General features: G+C 71.5%; 17 protein-coding genes. 11 read left to right on the top strand and 6 right to left on the bottom strand.

The window, feature by feature from the left end; translation table 11 throughout:
- Positions 1 to 15: 15 nt before the first annotated feature.
- Together AB0M83_RS38120 and AB0M83_RS38115 are read left to right on the top strand one after the other, a co-directional pair.
- On the top strand, positions 16 to 1,542 hold the full coding sequence (locus AB0M83_RS38120; RefSeq protein ID WP_364524911.1) for an amino acid permease: 1,527 nt from the start codon (positions 16 to 18) through the stop codon (positions 1,540 to 1,542).
- Between the two features lie 261 nt (positions 1,543 to 1,803).
- Positions 1,804 to 2,481 carry an LPXTG cell wall anchor domain-containing protein gene (locus AB0M83_RS38115; protein WP_364524909.1) on the top strand — a complete coding sequence of 226 codons (678 nt, stop codon included), beginning with the start codon at positions 1,804 to 1,806 and terminating at the stop codon, positions 2,479 to 2,481.
- A gap of 65 nt (positions 2,482 to 2,546) precedes the next feature.
- Here the strand turns inward: AB0M83_RS38115 and AB0M83_RS38110 are convergent, their stop codons facing one another.
- Positions 2,547 to 4,811 carry a hypothetical protein gene (locus AB0M83_RS38110; RefSeq protein ID WP_364524945.1) on the bottom strand — a complete coding sequence of 755 codons (2,265 nt, stop codon included), beginning with the start codon at positions 4,809 to 4,811 and terminating at the stop codon, positions 2,547 to 2,549.
- Between the two features lie 93 nt (positions 4,812 to 4,904).
- On the opposite strand from AB0M83_RS38110, the gene ahcY reads away from it, so the two are divergent.
- The 4 genes from ahcY (at position 4,905) to AB0M83_RS38090 (ending at position 7,556) form a co-directional block, all read left to right on the top strand.
- Positions 4,905 to 6,377, top strand: coding sequence for an adenosylhomocysteinase (gene ahcY / locus AB0M83_RS38105; protein ID WP_364524907.1), 1,473 nt, complete (start codon positions 4,905 to 4,907; stop codon positions 6,375 to 6,377).
- 110 nt (positions 6,378 to 6,487) lie between these two features.
- Positions 6,488 to 6,775 (top strand): toxin-antitoxin system HicB family antitoxin, encoded by a 288-nt coding sequence (locus tag AB0M83_RS38100; protein ID WP_086858448.1) that lies wholly within the window; start codon positions 6,488 to 6,490, stop codon positions 6,773 to 6,775.
- Positions 6,772 to 7,218 (top strand): type II toxin-antitoxin system VapC family toxin, encoded by a 447-nt coding sequence (locus tag AB0M83_RS38095; RefSeq protein ID WP_364524905.1) that lies wholly within the window; start codon positions 6,772 to 6,774, stop codon positions 7,216 to 7,218. The genes AB0M83_RS38100 and AB0M83_RS38095 overlap by 4 nt, the downstream gene beginning before the upstream one ends.
- Positions 7,215 to 7,556 carry a VOC family protein gene (locus AB0M83_RS38090; RefSeq protein WP_364524903.1) on the top strand — a complete coding sequence of 114 codons (342 nt, stop codon included), beginning with the start codon at positions 7,215 to 7,217 and terminating at the stop codon, positions 7,554 to 7,556. Before AB0M83_RS38095 ends, AB0M83_RS38090 begins: the two co-directional genes overlap by 4 nt.
- Positions 7,557 to 7,580: 24 nt before the next feature.
- Here the strand turns inward: AB0M83_RS38090 and AB0M83_RS38085 are convergent, their stop codons facing one another.
- Positions 7,581 to 8,579, bottom strand: a complete 999-nt coding sequence (locus AB0M83_RS38085; RefSeq protein WP_285477926.1) for a hypothetical protein — start codon at positions 8,577 to 8,579, stop codon at positions 7,581 to 7,583.
- A gap of 247 nt (positions 8,580 to 8,826) precedes the next feature.
- On the opposite strand from AB0M83_RS38085, the gene AB0M83_RS38080 reads away from it, so the two are divergent.
- The 3 genes from AB0M83_RS38080 (at position 8,827) to AB0M83_RS38070 (ending at position 10,875) form a co-directional block, all read left to right on the top strand.
- Positions 8,827 to 9,402: a papain-like cysteine protease family protein gene (locus AB0M83_RS38080; RefSeq protein WP_364524900.1), complete on the top strand. Its 576-nt coding sequence runs from the start codon at positions 8,827 to 8,829 to the stop codon at positions 9,400 to 9,402.
- Positions 9,399 to 10,157, top strand: a complete 759-nt coding sequence (locus tag AB0M83_RS38075) for a hypothetical protein (RefSeq protein ID WP_364524898.1) — start codon at positions 9,399 to 9,401, stop codon at positions 10,155 to 10,157. The genes AB0M83_RS38080 and AB0M83_RS38075 overlap by 4 nt, the downstream gene beginning before the upstream one ends.
- Positions 10,158 to 10,221: 64 nt before the next feature.
- A complete protein-coding gene (locus tag AB0M83_RS38070; protein WP_364524895.1) occupies positions 10,222 to 10,875 on the top strand; it encodes a dTMP kinase in 654 nt (217 codons plus the stop codon).
- On the opposite strand, the gene solA is transcribed toward AB0M83_RS38070, so the two are convergent.
- The 3 genes from solA to AB0M83_RS38055 form a co-directional block, all read right to left on the bottom strand.
- Positions 10,864 to 11,994, bottom strand: coding sequence for an N-methyl-L-tryptophan oxidase (gene solA / locus AB0M83_RS38065; protein ID WP_364524892.1), 1,131 nt, complete (start codon positions 11,992 to 11,994; stop codon positions 10,864 to 10,866). The genes AB0M83_RS38070 and solA overlap by 12 nt on opposite strands.
- The gene (locus AB0M83_RS38060; RefSeq protein WP_364524890.1) at positions 11,991 to 14,048 is read right to left on the bottom strand and encodes an FAD-dependent oxidoreductase; all 2,058 of its coding nucleotides are present in this window, start codon (positions 14,046 to 14,048) and stop codon (positions 11,991 to 11,993) included. Before AB0M83_RS38060 ends, solA begins: the two co-directional genes overlap by 4 nt.
- An 86-nt stretch (positions 14,049 to 14,134) precedes the next feature.
- Positions 14,135 to 14,584: a hypothetical protein gene (locus AB0M83_RS38055; protein WP_364524888.1), complete on the bottom strand. Its 450-nt coding sequence runs from the start codon at positions 14,582 to 14,584 to the stop codon at positions 14,135 to 14,137.
- Between the two features lie 64 nt (positions 14,585 to 14,648).
- On the opposite strand from AB0M83_RS38055, the gene AB0M83_RS38050 reads away from it, so the two are divergent.
- The gene (locus AB0M83_RS38050; RefSeq protein ID WP_364524886.1) at positions 14,649 to 15,617 is read left to right on the top strand and encodes a WYL domain-containing protein; all 969 of its coding nucleotides are present in this window, start codon (positions 14,649 to 14,651) and stop codon (positions 15,615 to 15,617) included.
- Here AB0M83_RS38050 and AB0M83_RS38045 read toward each other — a convergent pair.
- Complete coding sequence (locus AB0M83_RS38045) at positions 15,614 to 16,438, bottom strand: IclR family transcriptional regulator (RefSeq protein WP_364524884.1); 825 nt, start codon at positions 16,436 to 16,438, stop codon at positions 15,614 to 15,616. The two genes, AB0M83_RS38050 and AB0M83_RS38045, sit on opposite strands and share 4 nt — an antisense overlap.
- A gap of 289 nt (positions 16,439 to 16,727) precedes the next feature.
- On the opposite strand from AB0M83_RS38045, the gene AB0M83_RS38040 reads away from it, so the two are divergent.
- Positions 16,728 to 17,102: response regulator (locus AB0M83_RS38040; protein ID WP_364524882.1), on the top strand; the 375-nt coding region annotated here is incomplete at its 3' end.

The following is a 17,102-nucleotide window of genomic DNA, read 5'->3' as shown; positions in this document are numbered from 1 at the left end:
CGCAGGAGGTCAACGGTGCCCGGAACAGGGTTGTGGCGCACTAAATCGATCGAACAGTCCATTGCGGACACCGATGAGCCGGACACCAAGCTCCGGCGGAACCTGAGTGCGTGGGACCTCACGGTGTTCGGGGTCGCGGTCGTCATCGGTGCCGGCATCTTCACGCTCACCGCGCGCACGGCCGGTGACTACGCCGGCCCGTCGGTCTCGCTGGCGTTCGTCTTCGCCGCGATCGCCTGCGCGCTGGCGGCGCTGTGCTACGCCGAGTTCGCCTCGACCGTGCCGGTCGCGGGCAGCGCGTACACGTTCTCCTACGCCACGTTCGGCGAGTTCATGGCGTGGATCATCGGCTGGGACCTGATCCTCGAGCTCGCCGTCGGCGCGGCCGCGGTGTCCAAGGGCTGGTCGGTCTACCTCGAGACGGTGCTCAGCTACCTCTTCGGCAAGGGCACCAAGACGACGTTCGACATCGGCAGCGTCACCGTCGACTGGGGCGCCCTGCTCGTCGTCGCGATCCTGACGACGCTGCTGGCCGTCGGCACGAAGCTCTCTTCGCGGGTCTCGATGGTGATCACCGGCATCAAGGTCGCCGTCGTGCTGTTCGTGATCATCCTCGGCCTCTTCTACATCAAGGGCGCCAACTACTCGCCCTACATCCCGCCGGGCTCGACCGGCGGCTCGGGCCAGACGGGCGTCGACCAGTCGCTGTTCTCGCTGATCGCGGGCGGCGCGAGCAGCTCGTTCGGCGTCTACGGCCTGCTGGCCGGCGCCTCGCTGGTGTTCTTCGCGTTCATCGGCTTCGACATCGTCGCGACCACCGCCGAGGAGACGAAGAACCCGCAGAAGGCGGTCCCGCGCGGGATCATGGGCTCGCTGGCGATCGTCACCGTGCTGTACGTCGCGGTCTCGCTGGTAGTCGTCGGCATGACGTCGTACAAGGACCTGGCCACCTCGGCCGGCGACGGCAGCCACAAGACGCTCGCCACGGCGTTCTCCGCGAACGGCGTCGACTGGGCGGCCAACATCATCTCCTTCGGCGCGCTGGCCGGCCTGACCACCGTCGTCATGGTGCTGATGCTGGGCCAGGTCCGGATCATCTACGCGATGTCGCGCGACAACCTGATGCCGCGCGGGCTGGCGAAGACGGGCGAGAACGGCACGCCGAAGCGCGCGACGCTGATCGTCGGCGGCCTGGTCGCGCTGGCGGCCGGCTTCTTCCCGGCGGACAAGCTCGAAGAGATGGTCAACGTCGGCACGCTGTTCGCGTTCGTGCTGGTGTCGGCGGGCGTGCTGATCCTGCGCCGGACGCGCCCCGACCTGCCGCGCGCGTTCAAGGTGCCGCTGGTGCCGCTGATCCCGATCCTGGCGATCGTCGCCTGCCTGTGGCTGATGCTGAACCTGACCGTGCTGACGTGGCTGCGGTTCGTCGCCTGGATGGTGGTCGGGGTGCTGATCTACTTCGGCTACAGCCGGCGGCACTCGCTGCTGGGCAAGCGGCAGTCCGGTGGTCTCGACGAGCCCGTCAAGGCTCCGGAGGCCTAGCGTCACCCACTCGTTCGAGAAGCCCCGCCGATCCGCGTTCGCGCAGGTCGGCGGGGCTTTTTCGCGGGACTTCACATCGGACGATCTTGCGTTTCGTGCTTAAAAGGGGACCCCGTGTAGCGGGCCGAGTGACGTGCGATACCTTTCGATCCTTCGCGTGCCACTGACGGGTGAATTACAGCAGCGTGATTCGCACGCTCGGTGGCTTTGCGACCCCAGATTTCGCAAGTGCTCTCTCCCCGCCGGTATCAGGAGTTCTGAATGCGCAGACGTACCTTCCGCGGCGCCGTCGCCGTCATGGCGCTGACCACCGCAGCCCTCATCGGCACCGCCGGTTCGGCGCTGGCCTGCTACAGCGACGACGACCGGTCGAACCCGGTCCCGGACCGCAGCCACTCGGCGTGCGCGCCCAAGCAGGACAAGATCACCCAGGACGACGTCGACTTCACCGGTGGCGTGGGCCAGAAGACCCTGACCATCACGAAGGTCCACGAAGGCGTGACCGTGACCCGCATCGTGGTCATCGGTGGCGACGACGGCTTCAACGAGTACGTCCCGGGCAAGAAGAAGCTCTCGGCGAACGCGCCGTGGGAGAACCTGCAGGCGACGCTGACCTTCAAGGGCAAGCAGCCGAACATCGACAAGTGGTTCCTCTGCGGCACCAAGACCTCGAAGCCGACCGAGACCTCGAAGCCGCCGACGACCAAGCCGACCGAGACCACCAAGCCGAGCGCCCCGGCGACCTCGGACACCTCGGTCGCGCCGACCAGCACCACCGGAGCGGCCGTCGTGCCGGCGGGCAACGAGTCCGGCACCGGCGGCGGCCTGGCCAACACCGGTTTCGACAACATGTGGCTGGTCTGGATCGCGGCCCTGCTGATCCTCGGCGGTGGCGGCCTGCTCGCGCTGCTGAAGTTCCGCCGCAAGGCCTCCGAGTGAGGCTGAGCTAGCCAGAAGTTCCGTGAAGGCCTCCTTACCGGCTCAAGAAGCCGGGAAGGGGGCCTTCACGGCTTTCCGGGGAATCCGAAGTCCCCGAAGAGCAGACCCTGTTCGCCGCCGGACGGCTTGCCGAGGCCGGCGGCCATCGCGACGGCGTGGTCCCATTCCGCGTCGACCACGTAGTCCTGGTGCTTGAGCACCCCGGGCGCCCAGCGGTGCCGCCCGGTCGGGCCGCGCAGGGGGTCCGGCAGCCAGTGGTCGCCGCCGAGGATGAGGACGCCGTTCGCGTCCGCCCTCGCCTTCAGCGGGCCGATGCCGCCTTCGGGCTGGTAGCCGACGCCGTAGAGGCAGCGGTCGGAGACCTCGTGCCGCCAGGTCGTCACGCCGCCGCCGAAGATGTCGGTGCCCCGGCACAGGGCCCGCCAGCGGCCGTCGAGGTCGCCGAAGAGCCGTTCGAGCGCTTCCTGCGGGAGCAGCGCCGGGAAGGCGCGCTGGTAGCCCCACTGCAGCGGGGAGCCGGCGGTGAGCACGCCGACGCGTTCGAGGTCGGCCTCCGGCAGTTCGGCCGCGAGCCGGGCGGCGGCCATGACCGTGAGCAGGCTGCCGAGGTTGTAGCCGGAGAGCACCACCCGCGTCCCCGGTTCGGCGAGGTGCTCGCGCGCCCGCGCGGCCAGTTCGGGGACGACCTTCAGCGCGTAGCACGGCGGCACGGTCGGGTGCGCCGCCCGCGGCCAGAAGCAGACGAGGTCGGCCAGCGCGCCGAGGTGCCGGCTGCGCTGCGGGGTCCGCGCGGCCGTGTAGACGACGCGCAGCAGGCCCGCGGCCAGCGCGCCGAGCGCGACCACGCCGATCGCGGACAGCGGCCCGAACCAGCCGGGGACCAGCCCGAACCCGAACCGCAGCACGAGCAGTGCCGCGCCGCCGGCGGACATCGCGGACGCGACCGTGAGGGCCAGGTGGTGCAGGTGCCGCCGCTCCCACGCCGAGCGCGCCCACGCCGCCGCGGCCTGGGCCTCCTGCCGCTCGTCGTGCTCCATCAGTTCGACGATCTCCGGGACGCCCCGCCGCAGCCGGCGCAGCGGGACGGCGACCGCGAAGCCCAGCACGGCGAGCACCGCGGCCAGCGCCAGACCGGCGCCCCACAGGACCGTGACCAGCAGGTACGTGTCGGGTACGCGCAGCAGTTCCGCGCCGGAAAGCCGGCGGAGCGCTTCGGCGAGACCGGCGCCGAACCCGCCGCCCAGCAGCCCGGCCAGCGCGAGCACCGGCGCGGCCGCCCAGCCGCCCAGCCACGGCCGCAGCCGGCGCGGCTTGTGCGCCCAGCCGGGCCGGGCCAGCAGCGCGGCCGGGGCCAGGAAGAGCGCGAACAGCACCGTGACGGCGACCAGGGCCGCGCCCAGCCCTTCGACGACGCCGTTGGTCCCGGGCAGCGGACCCGGGCCGGGCCGCAGCCGCACGGCGGCCACGACGACGAGCAGCGCGGCCAGCGCGATCACGCCGGGGCGCGCGAACCGGCCGGTGTCGACGCCGATCGCGGCCGCCACGACCGTGGCGAGCACCAGCGCCAGCGTGATGATCCACACCACCAGGCCGAAGCCGTCGCCCGGCACCCGGAACGGCCCGCCGAGCAGCAGCAGCGCGACCGAGACCAGCGCCCCGACGGTGTGCAGGCAGCGCAGCGCCGGGGTGTCCGGGTCCGCGCGCATCCGCAGCGGGCCGCCGGTGAGGTCGCCGTCGGCGTGCACCGCCCACGTCGCCGACGAGATCCGGTGCAGCACGAAGATCACGGCCAGCAGGGGCACGACGCCGACCGCGATCCGCGCCGGCACCGAGCGGAGGACGTCGGGGACCACGGGCAGGCAGCCGGACCCGGGTGCGAGGCACTGCGCGGCGAAGAGGTCGAGCGCGATCGCCGCGAGCTGGCCCATCAGCAGCATCGTGAGCAGCAGCGCGCCGACGCGCAGCAGGCCGCGGCACACCGCGCCGAGCACGCGCGGCAGCCGGCGGTCCGGCGGGACCGGCGGCAGCATCCAGAACGCGACGTTGGCCAGGGAGAACGGGAACAGCAGCGCCCAGGTCGCCTTGGCGGCGCCGCCGGAGGTCATCCCGTGCCACAGGTAGCCTTCGAGGGTCCGCGGGATCGACCGGCCGAGCGCCGGCAGCACGGGTCCGGGCGCCGGCCGACGCAGCCGGTCGGCCGGGCGGATCACGCGGCCCAGCCCGTCGCCGGCGACGTCGACGGTGGACACCGCGTCGAGCAGCGTCTCGCCGCTGGTGCCGACGAGTCCGGCGACGCGGATTTCGACGACGCGGGTGTCCGGGCCGGGCATGGGCACGGTGCAGGCCTCCTACGCGATCCTGGGGCAGGTCGAGCGGACAACGGTAGTGTTCGGACGTCATCGAGTCTTGGAGGAATCGCCACTATGCCCCCCGAAAGCGTTGCCAAGCGGCACCAGACCTTGGGCGGCATCGAGTTCGCCGTCGCCGACCTCGACGCCGCCGAATTCGGCCGCAAGGAGATCCGCCTCGCCGAGCACGAGATGCCGGGCCTGATGGCGCTGCGGCGCGAATACGCCGAGGTCTACCCGCTGCGCGGCGCGCGCGTCTCCGGTTCGCTGCACATGACCGTGCAGACGGCCGTCCTGATCGAGACGCTGGTCGCGCTGGGTGCCGAGGTGCGCTGGGCGTCCTGCAACATCTTCTCGACGCAGGACCACGCGGCCGCCGCGATCGTCGTCGGCCCGCACGGAACGCCGGAGGAGCCGAAGGGCGTCCCGGTCTTCGCGTGGAAGGGCGAGTCGCTCGAGGAGTACTGGTGGTGCACCGAGCGGATGCTCACCTGGGACGGTGAGGGTCCCAACATGATCCTCGACGACGGCGGCGACGCCACCATGCTGGTGCACAAGGGCACCGAGTTCGAGAAGGCCGGCGTCGTCCCGACCCCCGACGAGAACACCTCGGACGAGTTCCGCGTGTTCCTCGAGCTGCTGCGCGATTCGGTCGCGGCCGACAAGGGCAAGTGGACGAAGATCGGCGCGGGCATCCGCGGCGTCACCGAGGAGACCACCACCGGCGTCCTGCGGCTCTACCAGCTCGCCGCGGCCGGTGAACTGCTGTTCCCGGCGATCAACGTCAACGACGCCGTGACGAAGTCGAAGTTCGACAACCGCTACGGCATCCGCCACTCGCTGATCGACGGCATCAACCGCGGCACCGACGTCCTGATCGGCGGCAAGGTCGCGGTGGTCTGCGGCTACGGCGACGTCGGCAAGGGCGCGGCGGAGTCGCTGCGCGGCCAGGGCGCGCGGGTGATCGTCACCGAGATCGACCCGATCTGCGCGCTGCAGGCGGCGATGGACGGCTACGCGGTCCGCAAGCTCGAGAGCGTGCTGCCCGAGGCCGACATCATCATCACCACGACCGGCAACAAGGACGTCGTGCTGGTCGAGCACATGGCGAAGATGAAGCACCAGGCGATCCTGGGCAACATCGGCCACTTCGACAACGAGCTCGACATGGCGGGGCTGGCGCGTTACCCGGGCATCCGGCGGATCAACATCAAGCCGCAGGTCGACGAGTGGATCTTCCCGAACGGCAACACGATCATCGTGCTGTCCGAGGGCCGGCTGCTCAACCTGGGCAACGCGACCGGGCACCCGTCGTTCGTGATGTCGAACAGCTTCTCGAACCAGGTGATCGCGCAGATCGAGCTGTTCACCAAGCACGAGGAGTACGACAAGGAGGTCTTCCGGCTGCCCAAGAAGCTGGACGAGAAGGTCGCGAAGATCCACTTGGACGCTCTGGGTGGCGAACTGACGAAGCTGACCAAGGAGCAGGCCGAGTACATCGACGTGGACGTCGAAGGCCCGTTCAAGCCGGAGCACTACCGGTACTGAGGTAACGGCGTTTCAGCAGGTCAGGGCCGCCCCGAACGTGTTCGGGGCGGCCCTTTGTTCTGCGTTTGCGACAGTGATAGCACGAATGGGTGACGTGTTATCATGGAGGCGTGAAACAGTTGATCACGAGGATCGACGACGAGCTGCACGCCCGGCTGAAGGCGAGGGCCGAAGCCGAAGGGCGCAGCATGAACGACCTGGTCACGGAAGCGTTGAGGGGCGTAGTGGCGAAGACCGAAACGCGTGCGGAATGGAAGCGGCGACTCATCGCCGAAGGCAAGGTCGTGCACGTGGAGCCGCCGGCTCACGTGCCGACCCTCGATGAGATCGAGGACCTGTCCCGAGGCTGGGGCACAGCTGTGAGCGAAGCGCTCGACTGGACCCGAGGGGAGTGGTGACCGTGCTGTACGTCGACACCAGTGCGCTGGTCACCGCCTATCTGCCGGACGAGCCGGAGCACGACAAGTTCCGCAAGCTGCTCCTCGAAGGCGATGCCCCGATCGTGAGCAGTGACTTCACCCGCGTCGAGTTCGCGGGCGCGATGACAGCTGCCAAGCGAACCGGCCGCATCCCCGATCCCGCGACGGTGCTGGCGCACTTCGATCACCTCGCCTCCCCGGAGGGGGACCTGGTGCTCATCCCGTTCGACCCGGGCCGGGTCATTCCCACCGCGCGACGGCTGGTCACCGAGAACTATCCGGTGCGCACCCTCGACGCGATCCACATCGCGGTCGCGATGAACTCCACGGCCGAGCTGACCGCCGGCGAACCGGTCACCTTCGTCACGCGTGATCAACGCCAAGCCGAAGCTGCCGAAGCCAACGGATTCGAGGTGCTGTGAGCGTCGAACTCTTCGCCGGGATCGCCGTCCGCGACTTCAAGAGTGCGCTCGCCTGGTACGAACGCCTCTTCGGCTCACCGCCCACCTTCGTCGTGCACGACACCGAGGTCCTGTGGGAAGTCACCCCGCACGGCTCGGTCTACGTCGTGCAGCGGCCTGAACGCGCGGGCCTCGCCATGCACACCCTCTTCGTCGAAGACCTCGACGAACGCGTCGCCGGGATCTCCGCCCGCGGCATCGAGCCGGCCGATCGGGAAACCTACGGCAACGGTGTCCGCAAGATCATCTACCGCGACCCCGAAGGCAACGAGCTCGGCATCGGCGGCGGGCCCGCGTAGCGCCTGCGGGCGGGCGTGGCGTGATCAGTTCCACTCGACGGCGACGCCGGCCAGCCCCGGCCCGGCGTCGCTGAAGAACGCGCTGCTCACGCCGCCCATGTCGCACGCCAGCTCCTCCGCGACCACCGGCAGGGCGTCGTCGCGCGCCCGGACCTGGCGGGTGCAGCGGGCCGGCAGCGCGTTGCGGTCGAAGCGCAGCTGGACCAGGTAGCTCGCGCACCGGTCGCGCAGCATCCGGTAGTAGCCCGGCGACGCCGAGCCCGAGTCGTCGCGGACCTCGTAGCAGAACACGTGGATGTCGCCCTCGGCGAGCTTGCGGTCGAACAGCAGCTCCGTCGCCATCGTGTCCGCGTCGGGGTTGCGGCGCATGCGGCCGATCCGGCAGCCCTCGTCGGTGATCAGCTCGACGTCGTCGATGCGGCAGCCCGGGTCGCCGTTGTAGACCGTCAGGTAGCGGTCCGGGCCGTGGCGGCGCGCCCGCGTCACCAGCCGCGTGCGCAGGCTGACCTGGCGGTGCTCCGCGTCGAACGTGATCGTGTCGTGCACCGACAGCAGCTCGAGGTCGGCGTTGTAGTGGTTCGACGACGGGTACGCGCCGAGCTCGGCGAGCAGGTCCTCGACGATCGACCCCATGTCACCGGAACGCAGGTCGTGGAACGACGCCGCCGGCTGGTGACCGCGGCGGACCAGTCGCGGCCCGATCAGCACCACGAGGGCGTCCGCGGGCAGCTGGAGGACCGATTCCAGGGCCCGGACCGCCGGGAGCGCCTTGGGCACCTCGGGCTGGCGCAGGCCGCGTTGCCAGTAACTCAGCGTGGACTGTCCGATCTGGACCCCGCGTAGCGCGAGGTGCGCGCGCAGCCGCGCGAGCGAGAGGCCGCGATAGGCGATCGCCAGTCTCAGGGCATGGTGGAACTCGCCGGTGCGGAGCGCCTCGGTCAGCTCTTTCGGCAGTTCGGCGACCGATGCCCGGGTCGTGCGGGCGCCATCGATGATCAGTGGGAGGTTCCCGTCTTGTGCCACCGCTCGTCCCTTCACCCGACCAGTGTGTGCGCTGGGCGTGAACACCGCGGAACGTTCACGTTAGCAGCGTAGAGTGCCCGGGCCGACCCCCGTTCAGGGTGGTTGGCCTCGTTGTGGTGACTGTTCCGCGTTCCGGTCGGCCCCCGGAACGGTCCGTTCCACCGGATGGCGTTCTTGCTCCTTGTGACCGGGTTGTTCACCGTTGTGACCACCGCTGGTTCGCCCACGTTCGAGCAGGAGGCCGTCCGTGCTGGTGAAGTCGAGCCGGGTACACGCCACGTTGGCCGTGTGCCTGATGTTGTGCCTGGTCGCGCCGGCCACTGCCGGAGCCGCGCCCGGAGTGCCGTCGACCTTCCAGACCCGAATCACGATGCAGTCCCAGGAACGGAGCCAGTGGTGCTGGGCGGGCTCCGGCGCCACGATCGCGGCCTTCCACGGCGCCGCCGTCAGCCAGACGCGGTTCTGCCGGCTCGCCCACGGTGGGACCGCAACGGACTGCGCGAACCTCCCCGGTACCCTCGCCGACCCGCAGCGAGCCTTCGCCAAGCTCGGGTTCGCGTCGCCGGGGCGCTACCTCGACCACCGCATCTCCTACGCCGACATCCGGACGCAGACCGCGGCGAACCGGCCGGTCGAGACCCGCGTCGGGTACCGCTCAGGCGGCGGCCACGCCCACGTCCTCTACGGCTACGACACCAGCGGCGGCTGGGTGTACTGGGCCGACCCGGGGCCCGCCAAGCGCTACAACTGGTCGACCTACGGCTACTACACGCACAACTCGTCGTTCACCTGGACGCACACGCTCACCGGGATCTCCCGATGAGCAGGCGGGCGCTCGTGCTCGCCGTGCTGACCGGCGCGGCGCTGCTGATGACGGCACCGGTGTCAGGCGCGGCCCAGGCCGCCGGCATCAGCAGCGCCGACGCCGTGGCCGCGCACGCCGCGGCGGCGGACCTCCGGGACACGCTGGTGCGGTTCTTCGCGCAGGCCCCGGACGCGAAGGGGTCGGTGACGGTCCAGGTCGCACCGGACGCCTACCCGGTCTACGAGCTCTCGCCGGACTTCGTCGTCGGCAAGCCGGGCGTGTCCCCCGGGGACTTCGCCTACTTCGCGATCCCCGTGCGGGCCTCCGACGGCCGCACGGCGACCCTCTGGTCGGTCCGCGACGGCGGTGGGGCGTGGCAGATCGGCAACATCGCCTCGGGGGACGTCGAGACCGCGTACGCGCAGAAGCTGCCGGCGGGCGCCCAGCTGCTGCACGAGCCCCAGGTCGACGCCTGGTACGCAGTAAGCGACGGCCGTGTGACGTCGTTGTCGGACACCAAGGCCGCGGTCACCGTGGCCGACTACCAGCGGACGGTTTCGCAGCGGTACGCGGACAAGCTGCCCGGCTCGGCCTACGCCCGTCAAGGCGAGGCGGGCGGCTACGACGCGACGTCCCAGGTGATGCCCCGCGGCGACGGCGGCCCGGCGCCGTCGAGCCACGACACCGGCTGGGTGCCGCTGCTGATCCTGGTCGGCGTGCTGGCCGTCAGCGGCGCCGGCTACGTGCTGCACCTGAGGCGGATCTCCGCCTGAAGACGAACCGGCGGGCTCGGCGTCGATCACCTTCCACCGAGCCCGCCGGTCCACCACCGTTAGGGTGGCCTCCGTGGGTCGACTGGTGGTCATCGAAGGGCTCGACGGCGCGGGCAAGCGCACGCTCGCCGACGGGCTGACGGACGCGCTGGGCGCGAACGGCGCGAGCGTCGCGAAGCTGGCGTTCCCGCGCTACGGCGAGAGCGTGCACGCCGACCTCGTCAAGGAGGCGCTGCACCGCGGGCACGGCGACCTCGCGGACTCGGTGTACGGCATGGCCGTGCTCTACGCGCTCGACCGCAGCGGCGCGGCGGACGACATCCGCGCACTCCGGGACACGCACGACGTCGTCCTGCTCGATCGTTACGTGGCGTCCAACGCCGCGTACGCGGCCGCGCGGTTGCGGCAGGACGCGGCCGGCGAAGTCGTGAAGTGGGTGTGGGAGCTGGAAATCGGGCGGTTCGGCTTGCCCCGCCCCGACGCGCACCTGCTGCTGCGGGTGGCGCCGGCGGTGGCGGCCGAGCGGGCGGAGCGGCGCGCGGAGGCGGAGACCGGCCGCGAGCGCGACGCGTTCGAGACCGACGACGGGCTCCAGCGCCGGTGCGCGGCGGTGTACGACGAGCTGGCGGCGTCGGGCTGGCTGGCGCCGTGGCACGTCCTGGACGGCGTCGCGGGCGTCGACCTCGAAGCACTCGCGAAGACCCTGCTAACGCAGTAGCCGGGCCGGATCGAACCTCGCGATCGGGTGGGCCGTCGTGCCGTCGACCACCAGGTCCGCGACGATCTCGCCGATCACCGGCGCGAACTTGAACCCGTGCCCGGAGAACCCGCACGCCAGCACCACCCGCTCCTCCTCCGGGTGCGGTGCCACGACGAAGCTCTCGTCGGCCGTGTCGGTGTACATGCACGTCGCCGCGCGGAGGAACGCGCCGGGCAGCGTCGGCAGGTGCCGTTCGACGACGGACGAGATCTCGAGGACCTCCTCGACCGACACCGTCCGGTCGATGCCGTCCGGGGTGCACTCACGGCCGCCGGTGTGGAACGCGACCTTCACGCCGTCCGCGGGCGCGTTGTGCGCCGGGAAGCCGTAGAACGTGTAGCCGTCGCCTTCCCAGAGGTACACCGGGTGCCGCTGGAACGGCGCGACCCCGCCGGCCGGCGCGAACCAGTACTGCACCTGCCGCCGGACCGTGAACTCCACGCCGAAGTCGCGCAGCAGCTCGCCGGCCCACGCGCCGGGCGCGAGCACCAGCCGGTCGGCCGTGTAGTAGCTGTGCGACGTCCCGACGCGCACGCCGCCGGCCGGCGTGCTCCAGGTGAACACCTTCTCCTCGTGGTGCAGCTCGGCGCCGTACCGAGCGGCGAGCTGCAGGTGCGCGGCGACGCTGCCCTCGGGCGACACCAGCCCGGCGCCCGGCTCGTACAGCGCGACTTCATCGCTCGATGGCGCCAAGGTCGGGAACCGCCGCCGGATCGCGGGAGCGTCCAGGAGCTCGTGCGGAATGCCGAAGGCGCGGGCCGAAGCCAGGCTGCCGGTGATCGTGCGCGAGCCGGCCGTGCCGACCATGATCCCGCCGCAGCGGGTGAACAGCCGCCGCCCGCTGTCGCGCTCGAGGCCCTCCCACAGCTCGTGGGCGCGCAGCAGGAGCGGGACGTACTCGGGGCCTTCGAGGTACGCCTGGCGCGTGATCCGCGAACCGCCGTGGCTCGACCCGCGGTTGTGCACCGGCGCGAACTGGTCGATGCCGAGGACCCGCTGCCCGCGCCGCGCCAGCCGGTACGCCGCGGCGCTGCCCATCCCGCCGAGGCCGAGCACGATCACGTCGTAGTGCGTCACGCGACCCTCCCCGGCACGCGCTCGCCGTAGAACTCGATCTCCACCGGTGTCCCGGATCCGCTGTACTCCACCGGCAGCCAGGCGAAGGCGAGGGCTTGCCCCACGGTGTGGCCGTACCCGGCGCTGGTGACGTACCCGGCCGCGCGCCCTTCGACGTACACGGGTTCCTTGCCCTGCAGCACCTTTCCGGTCGTCAGCCGGGTCAGCCGGCGGCTCACGGTCGCCGGGGACCGGCCCGCCAGCGCGTCCCGGCCGAGGAAGTAGCCCTTGTCCCGGTGGACGGCGTCGCCGAGCCCGGCTTCGTACGGGTCGTGCTCGGTGGTGAAGTCCACACCGGCGACGGGCGTGCCGGCTTCCAGCCGCAAGCTGGCGAACGCCTGGTGGCCGGCGACGGCGATGTCCCGTTCGCGCAAGGTGTCCCACAGGCGGCGGCCGAGGTCCGCCGTCGTGTGCAGCTCCCAGCCGGGCTCGCCCACAGTGGGCAGCCGCAGCGCGATGACCGGGACGTCGCCGACGTACGTCTCCTCGACCGGGAAGTCCGTTGTGGACAGTTCCGGCAGCAGTTCCCCGGCGAGCGGTCCCCAGACGCCGGCGCAGCACGTGCCCGACGTCGTTTCGTGGACTTGGACGCTGCCGTCGCCCGGCAGGTGCCGCCGCAGCCAGGCGGAGTCGAGACGGCTCCCGGCGCCGACGTGGAACCGTTCGCCACCGAGGCGGGCCACGGTGAGCCGGCCGCGCACCCCGCCGTCTTCGCCGAGCAGCAGCGTTTCCGTGACCGTGCCCGGTGGTTCCGCGAGATCGCCGGTCGTCATGGTGTGCAGGAACGGCAGCGCGCCGGGGCCGGTGACGGCCAGCCGCGGCACGGACGTCAGGTCGAACATCGCGACGCGCTCGCGGGTCACGAGCGCTTCCGCGCGGGCCTCGGACGAATACCGCTCCGGCCGCGCCCAGCCGTCCGCCGGACCGAACCGCGCGCCCAGCGCGAGCTGCCGCTCGTGGAAGGGCCCGGTCCGCACCGGCGCCGCGGTGAACCGGGCCGACGGCGCGAACCGGGCGAGGTCGCAGCCGTGCAGCGCGAGGGCCGGCTGCCCGTCGACGAGCCAGCGGGCCAGCTCGCGCGCGACCCCGGCGGAGTGCTCCGCGCGGACGGCCTTCGCCACCCAGAAGCCGTCGAGCTCCGGGTGTTCGCCCAGCAGCGGCATCCCGTCGGGGGTGCCGGGCACCAGGACCGTCGTCGTGGCCTCGGCTTCGGCGTCCCGGAGTGCGGGCAGGAGCGCGACCGCCTGCTCCCACGGGCCGCCGACGCCGAGCCGGTCGACGTGCTCGCGGACGGTCAGCCCGGTGCCGAGGTCGCGCAGCACGGGCTTGCCCGCCTGGACGTGCTCGTCGTTGTGCCCGGCCAGTTCCGGCAGCGGCGACGACCGCGCGTACCGCAGCCGCAGCGGCGCTTCGGGCAGGGCGAGCCCGTCCGAGCCGTCGCAGAAGACGACGACGTCGGCCCGCACCCGCCCGGCCGCGGTGACGACGCCGGTGACGCGGCCGCCGGCCCGCACGATCGTCACGACCTCCTCGGCGGTGAACCGCGCGCCCCGCGCCTTCGCCCGCCGGGCCTGGGCTTCGGCCGCGCGCCGCGCGTGCAGCAGCCCGTCGCCGGGGACGTGGAAGCCGCCCAGCAGCCGGGTTTCGTCGAGGAGCGGGTGCAGGTCGGCGCACTCGCGGGGCGTGCGCAGGAAGCCGCGCACACCCCACGACGTCGCCCAGCCGTGGCGCCGCCGCAGGTCCGCGAGCCGCTCGGGCGTGGTCGCGAGGTCCAGGCTGCCCACCGGGTTGAAGCACCACTGGCCGTCGAGGCCGCCGTACTTCGCGGCGGTGTACTTCGCGAACTCGGTCAGCGTGCGGTCGGCGTCGGTCCGGAACAGCAGCCCCGGCCCTTCGTCCGCCTCGCCGCCGCCCAGGACGGTGACGTCGGTCCAGCCGCGTTCGGTCAGCTCGTCGGCCAGCGCGCAGCCGAGCAGGTCGCCACCGGCGACGACCACCCGGGGCCGTGCTGCCATCGTGTTCCTCCGGGCGATGAAGTTGCGCCTTCGGCAACAACGTGCGTTATGCGCGACGTCGTGTCAAGCGCCCGAAAGGTGCCCGCTCAGGCGCGGGCGAAGTCCATGACCCAGTTGGATTCCCAGGTCCGCCCGCCGTCGGCGGAGAACTCCTGCTCCCACCGCGGCGAGGACGTGGTCGTGCCGGTCCAGGCGTAGTGCACCTTCACGGGCACGCCTTCGTGGGTGTCTTCGCCGTGGAAGTCGCCGCGGTCGCCGGTGAAGGTGCCGGTGACCGGCGGCTGGAGCAGCCCGGTCCGGCTGTTGGCCCAGTACAGCGACCACTCTTCGCGCTCGACGTCGAAGAGCCGGAGGGTGCAGCCGCGGCTGCCGAGGGTCGGGAAGACGATCTCGTCCATGTTGCCCCCGCCTTCGAAGAGCGACCAGCAGGTCGTCGTGCCGGGGAAGACGGCCCAGTCGTCGCTGCCGGCGAGCAGCTTGCCGAGCCGCCGGTTGGTCACGGTCCAGGAGCCGATGAGGAAGTCGAAGTCGTTCATGGCGGTGATCTTGGGTGGCTGCCACTGACACCTTCTGTCAGTGGTGGCTGGCAGACTTCGCCGGGTGCGTGCGAGCCGGCTGGTGTCCCTGCTTCTGCTGCTGCAGAACCGCGGCCGGATGAGCGCTTCGAAGCTGGCCGCCGAACTCGGCGTGACCCCGCGGACCGTGTACCGCGACGTCGAGGCGCTCGCGGCCGCGGGCGTCCCGATCTACGCCGAGACCGGTCCCGACGGCGGCTACCAGCTGATGGACGGCTACCGCACCCGGCTGACCGGGCTGACCGCAGGCGAAGCCGGGTCGCTGTTCCTCACCGGCCTGCCGCAACCGGCCGCGGAGCTGGGCCTGGGCGCCCAGGTGGCCGCGGCCGAGCTGAAGCTGATGGCCGCGCTGCCGACGCCGTACCGGGACGCGTCGGTGCGGATCCGGCAGCGCTTCCACCTCGACGCGCCCGGCTGGTACCGCGAGGCCGACCCGGTGCCGCAGCTGCTCGCGGCGGCGGAAGCGCTGTGGCAGGACCAGGTCGTCGAGGTCTCCTACCGGCGCTGGTCACCGGCGCCCGGCGTGGTGACGCGGCGGCTGCACCCGCTCGGCCTCGTGCTCAAGGCCGGTGTCTGGTACCTGGTCGCCGGGCCGAAGGTGCGCACCTACCGCGTCGGGAACATCGAGGAGCTGCGGACGCTCGACGAGCACTTCATCCGGCCGGCCGGGTTCGACCTGGCGGAGTTCTGGCGCGCGAACGTCGAAAGCTACGAGGAGGGCGAAGCCGGCGAGACGGCCGTCGTACGGTTCTCGGCGGCCGGAATCGCCGCGCTGCCCGACATCCTCGGCCCGCGGGCGGCCCGGCTCGTCTCCCGCACGCTCGAACCCGAGGACGACGCGGGGTGGCGCCGCGCCCGCGTGCCGCTGGAGAACGTCCCCCACGCGGCCGCGGGGCTGCTGCGGCTCGGCGCGGACGCGCAGGTGCTCGAGCCCCCGGAACTGGTGGCCCACATGGGAAACACGATCCGCGCGATGGCGCGGCTGTACCCCTAGTCCCTGAAGTAGCCCAGCTGCGCGGACAGGTCGTCCGCCGCCTCGGTCATCGGCCGCACGATCTGCTTCACCCGCTGCTTCGAAAGCCGGTACGACGGGCCCGAAGCGCTCATCGCCGCGACGACGTCGCCGCCCGGGCCGTGGATCGGCACGGCGACCGCGTGCATGCCGAGCTCGAGTTCTTCGTAGCAGGCCGCGAAGCCGTCTTCGAGCACCCGTTCCAGCTCGGTCATCAGCTCGTCCGGCTCGACCGTCGTGCGGGGCGTGTACTGCTCCAGCTTCCGCTTCAGCACGCGCTTGCGTTCGGTTTCGGCCATGTACGCCAAGAGGATCTTGCCGCTGGAGGTCGCGTGCAGCGGCGTGCGCTGGCCCGTCCAGTTCTGCGTCGTGATCGCCGCCGAGCCGCGCGCCTGGCTGATGTTGATCGCGACGCCGTCGTCGGCGATGGCGATGTTCACCGTCTCGCCCAGCTCCTCGGCGAGCGAGAGGCAGCTGGCGCGGCCGAGCTTGGCCAGGTCCATCCGGCCGGTCGCGGCGCCGGCCAGCCGCACGATGCCGAACCCGATCGCGTACTTCCCGCGGTCGCCGAGCTGCTCGACGAGGCCTCTGGACTCCAGGACGCTGAGCAGCCGCGACGCCGTCGACTTGTGGACGCCCAGCTCGCCCGCGATCTCGGTGATGCCGGTCTCGCCGTTGCGGGCGAGCAGCTCCAGCACGCTGATGGCCCGGTCGACCGACTGCACCTGGCTTGGGGTCGCGTTGCCGCCGGCCGAGGCCCGCTTTCCCGCCGAGGTTGCGTCAGCAGAGTCCTGGTTCCGCATAGCGCAACACTATCCGTTTTGTGCCGGTCCTATCGGCTGAGTGGGCGAATCTCTTGACGCGGCCGCCGCCGGAGTCCGTGTTCCACACCGAGGACGACTCCTTCGCCGTCGACGGCACCGGCACCCACCAGGACGCCTCGCCGGCACGTCGACGCACCTGTTCCGGCCGTCCCCGGAACCGTCCGGGGGCACCCGGATGGAGCAGGCGCCGGTCGCGATCTTGATCTTTCTGGTGGTCAAACACGCGGGTCGCGCGTCCGGCCGCCGGAACTAGTGCGAATATGTGGACATGAAGGCACGTGTTCTCGTGGTCGATGACGACCCCGCCCTCGCGGAGATGCTCACCATCGTGCTCCGTGGGGAGGGGTTCGACACGGCCGTGGTCGCCGACGGTTCGCGCGCGCTGCCCGCGTTGCGCGAGCTGAAACCCGACCTCGTCCTGCTCGACCTGATGCTGCCCGGGATGAACGGGATCGACGTCTGCAAGGCGATCCGCGCCGAGTCCGGGGTGCCGATCGTCATGCTCACCGCCAAGAGCGACACCGTCGACATCGTCCTCGGCCTGGAGTCCGGCGCGGACGACTACGTCGTCAAGCCGTTCAAGCCGAAGGAGCTGGTCGCGCGGGTCCGGGCCCGGATGCGCCGCACCGAGGCCGAGCCCGCG

It is taken from the genome of Amycolatopsis sp. NPDC051106 (assembly GCF_040682775.1).
Taxonomy (GTDB): Bacteria; Actinomycetota; Actinomycetes; order Mycobacteriales; family Pseudonocardiaceae; genus Amycolatopsis.
Note: the sequence above shows the minus strand (reverse complement) of the source record. Positions and strands in the feature narration are given on the sequence as shown.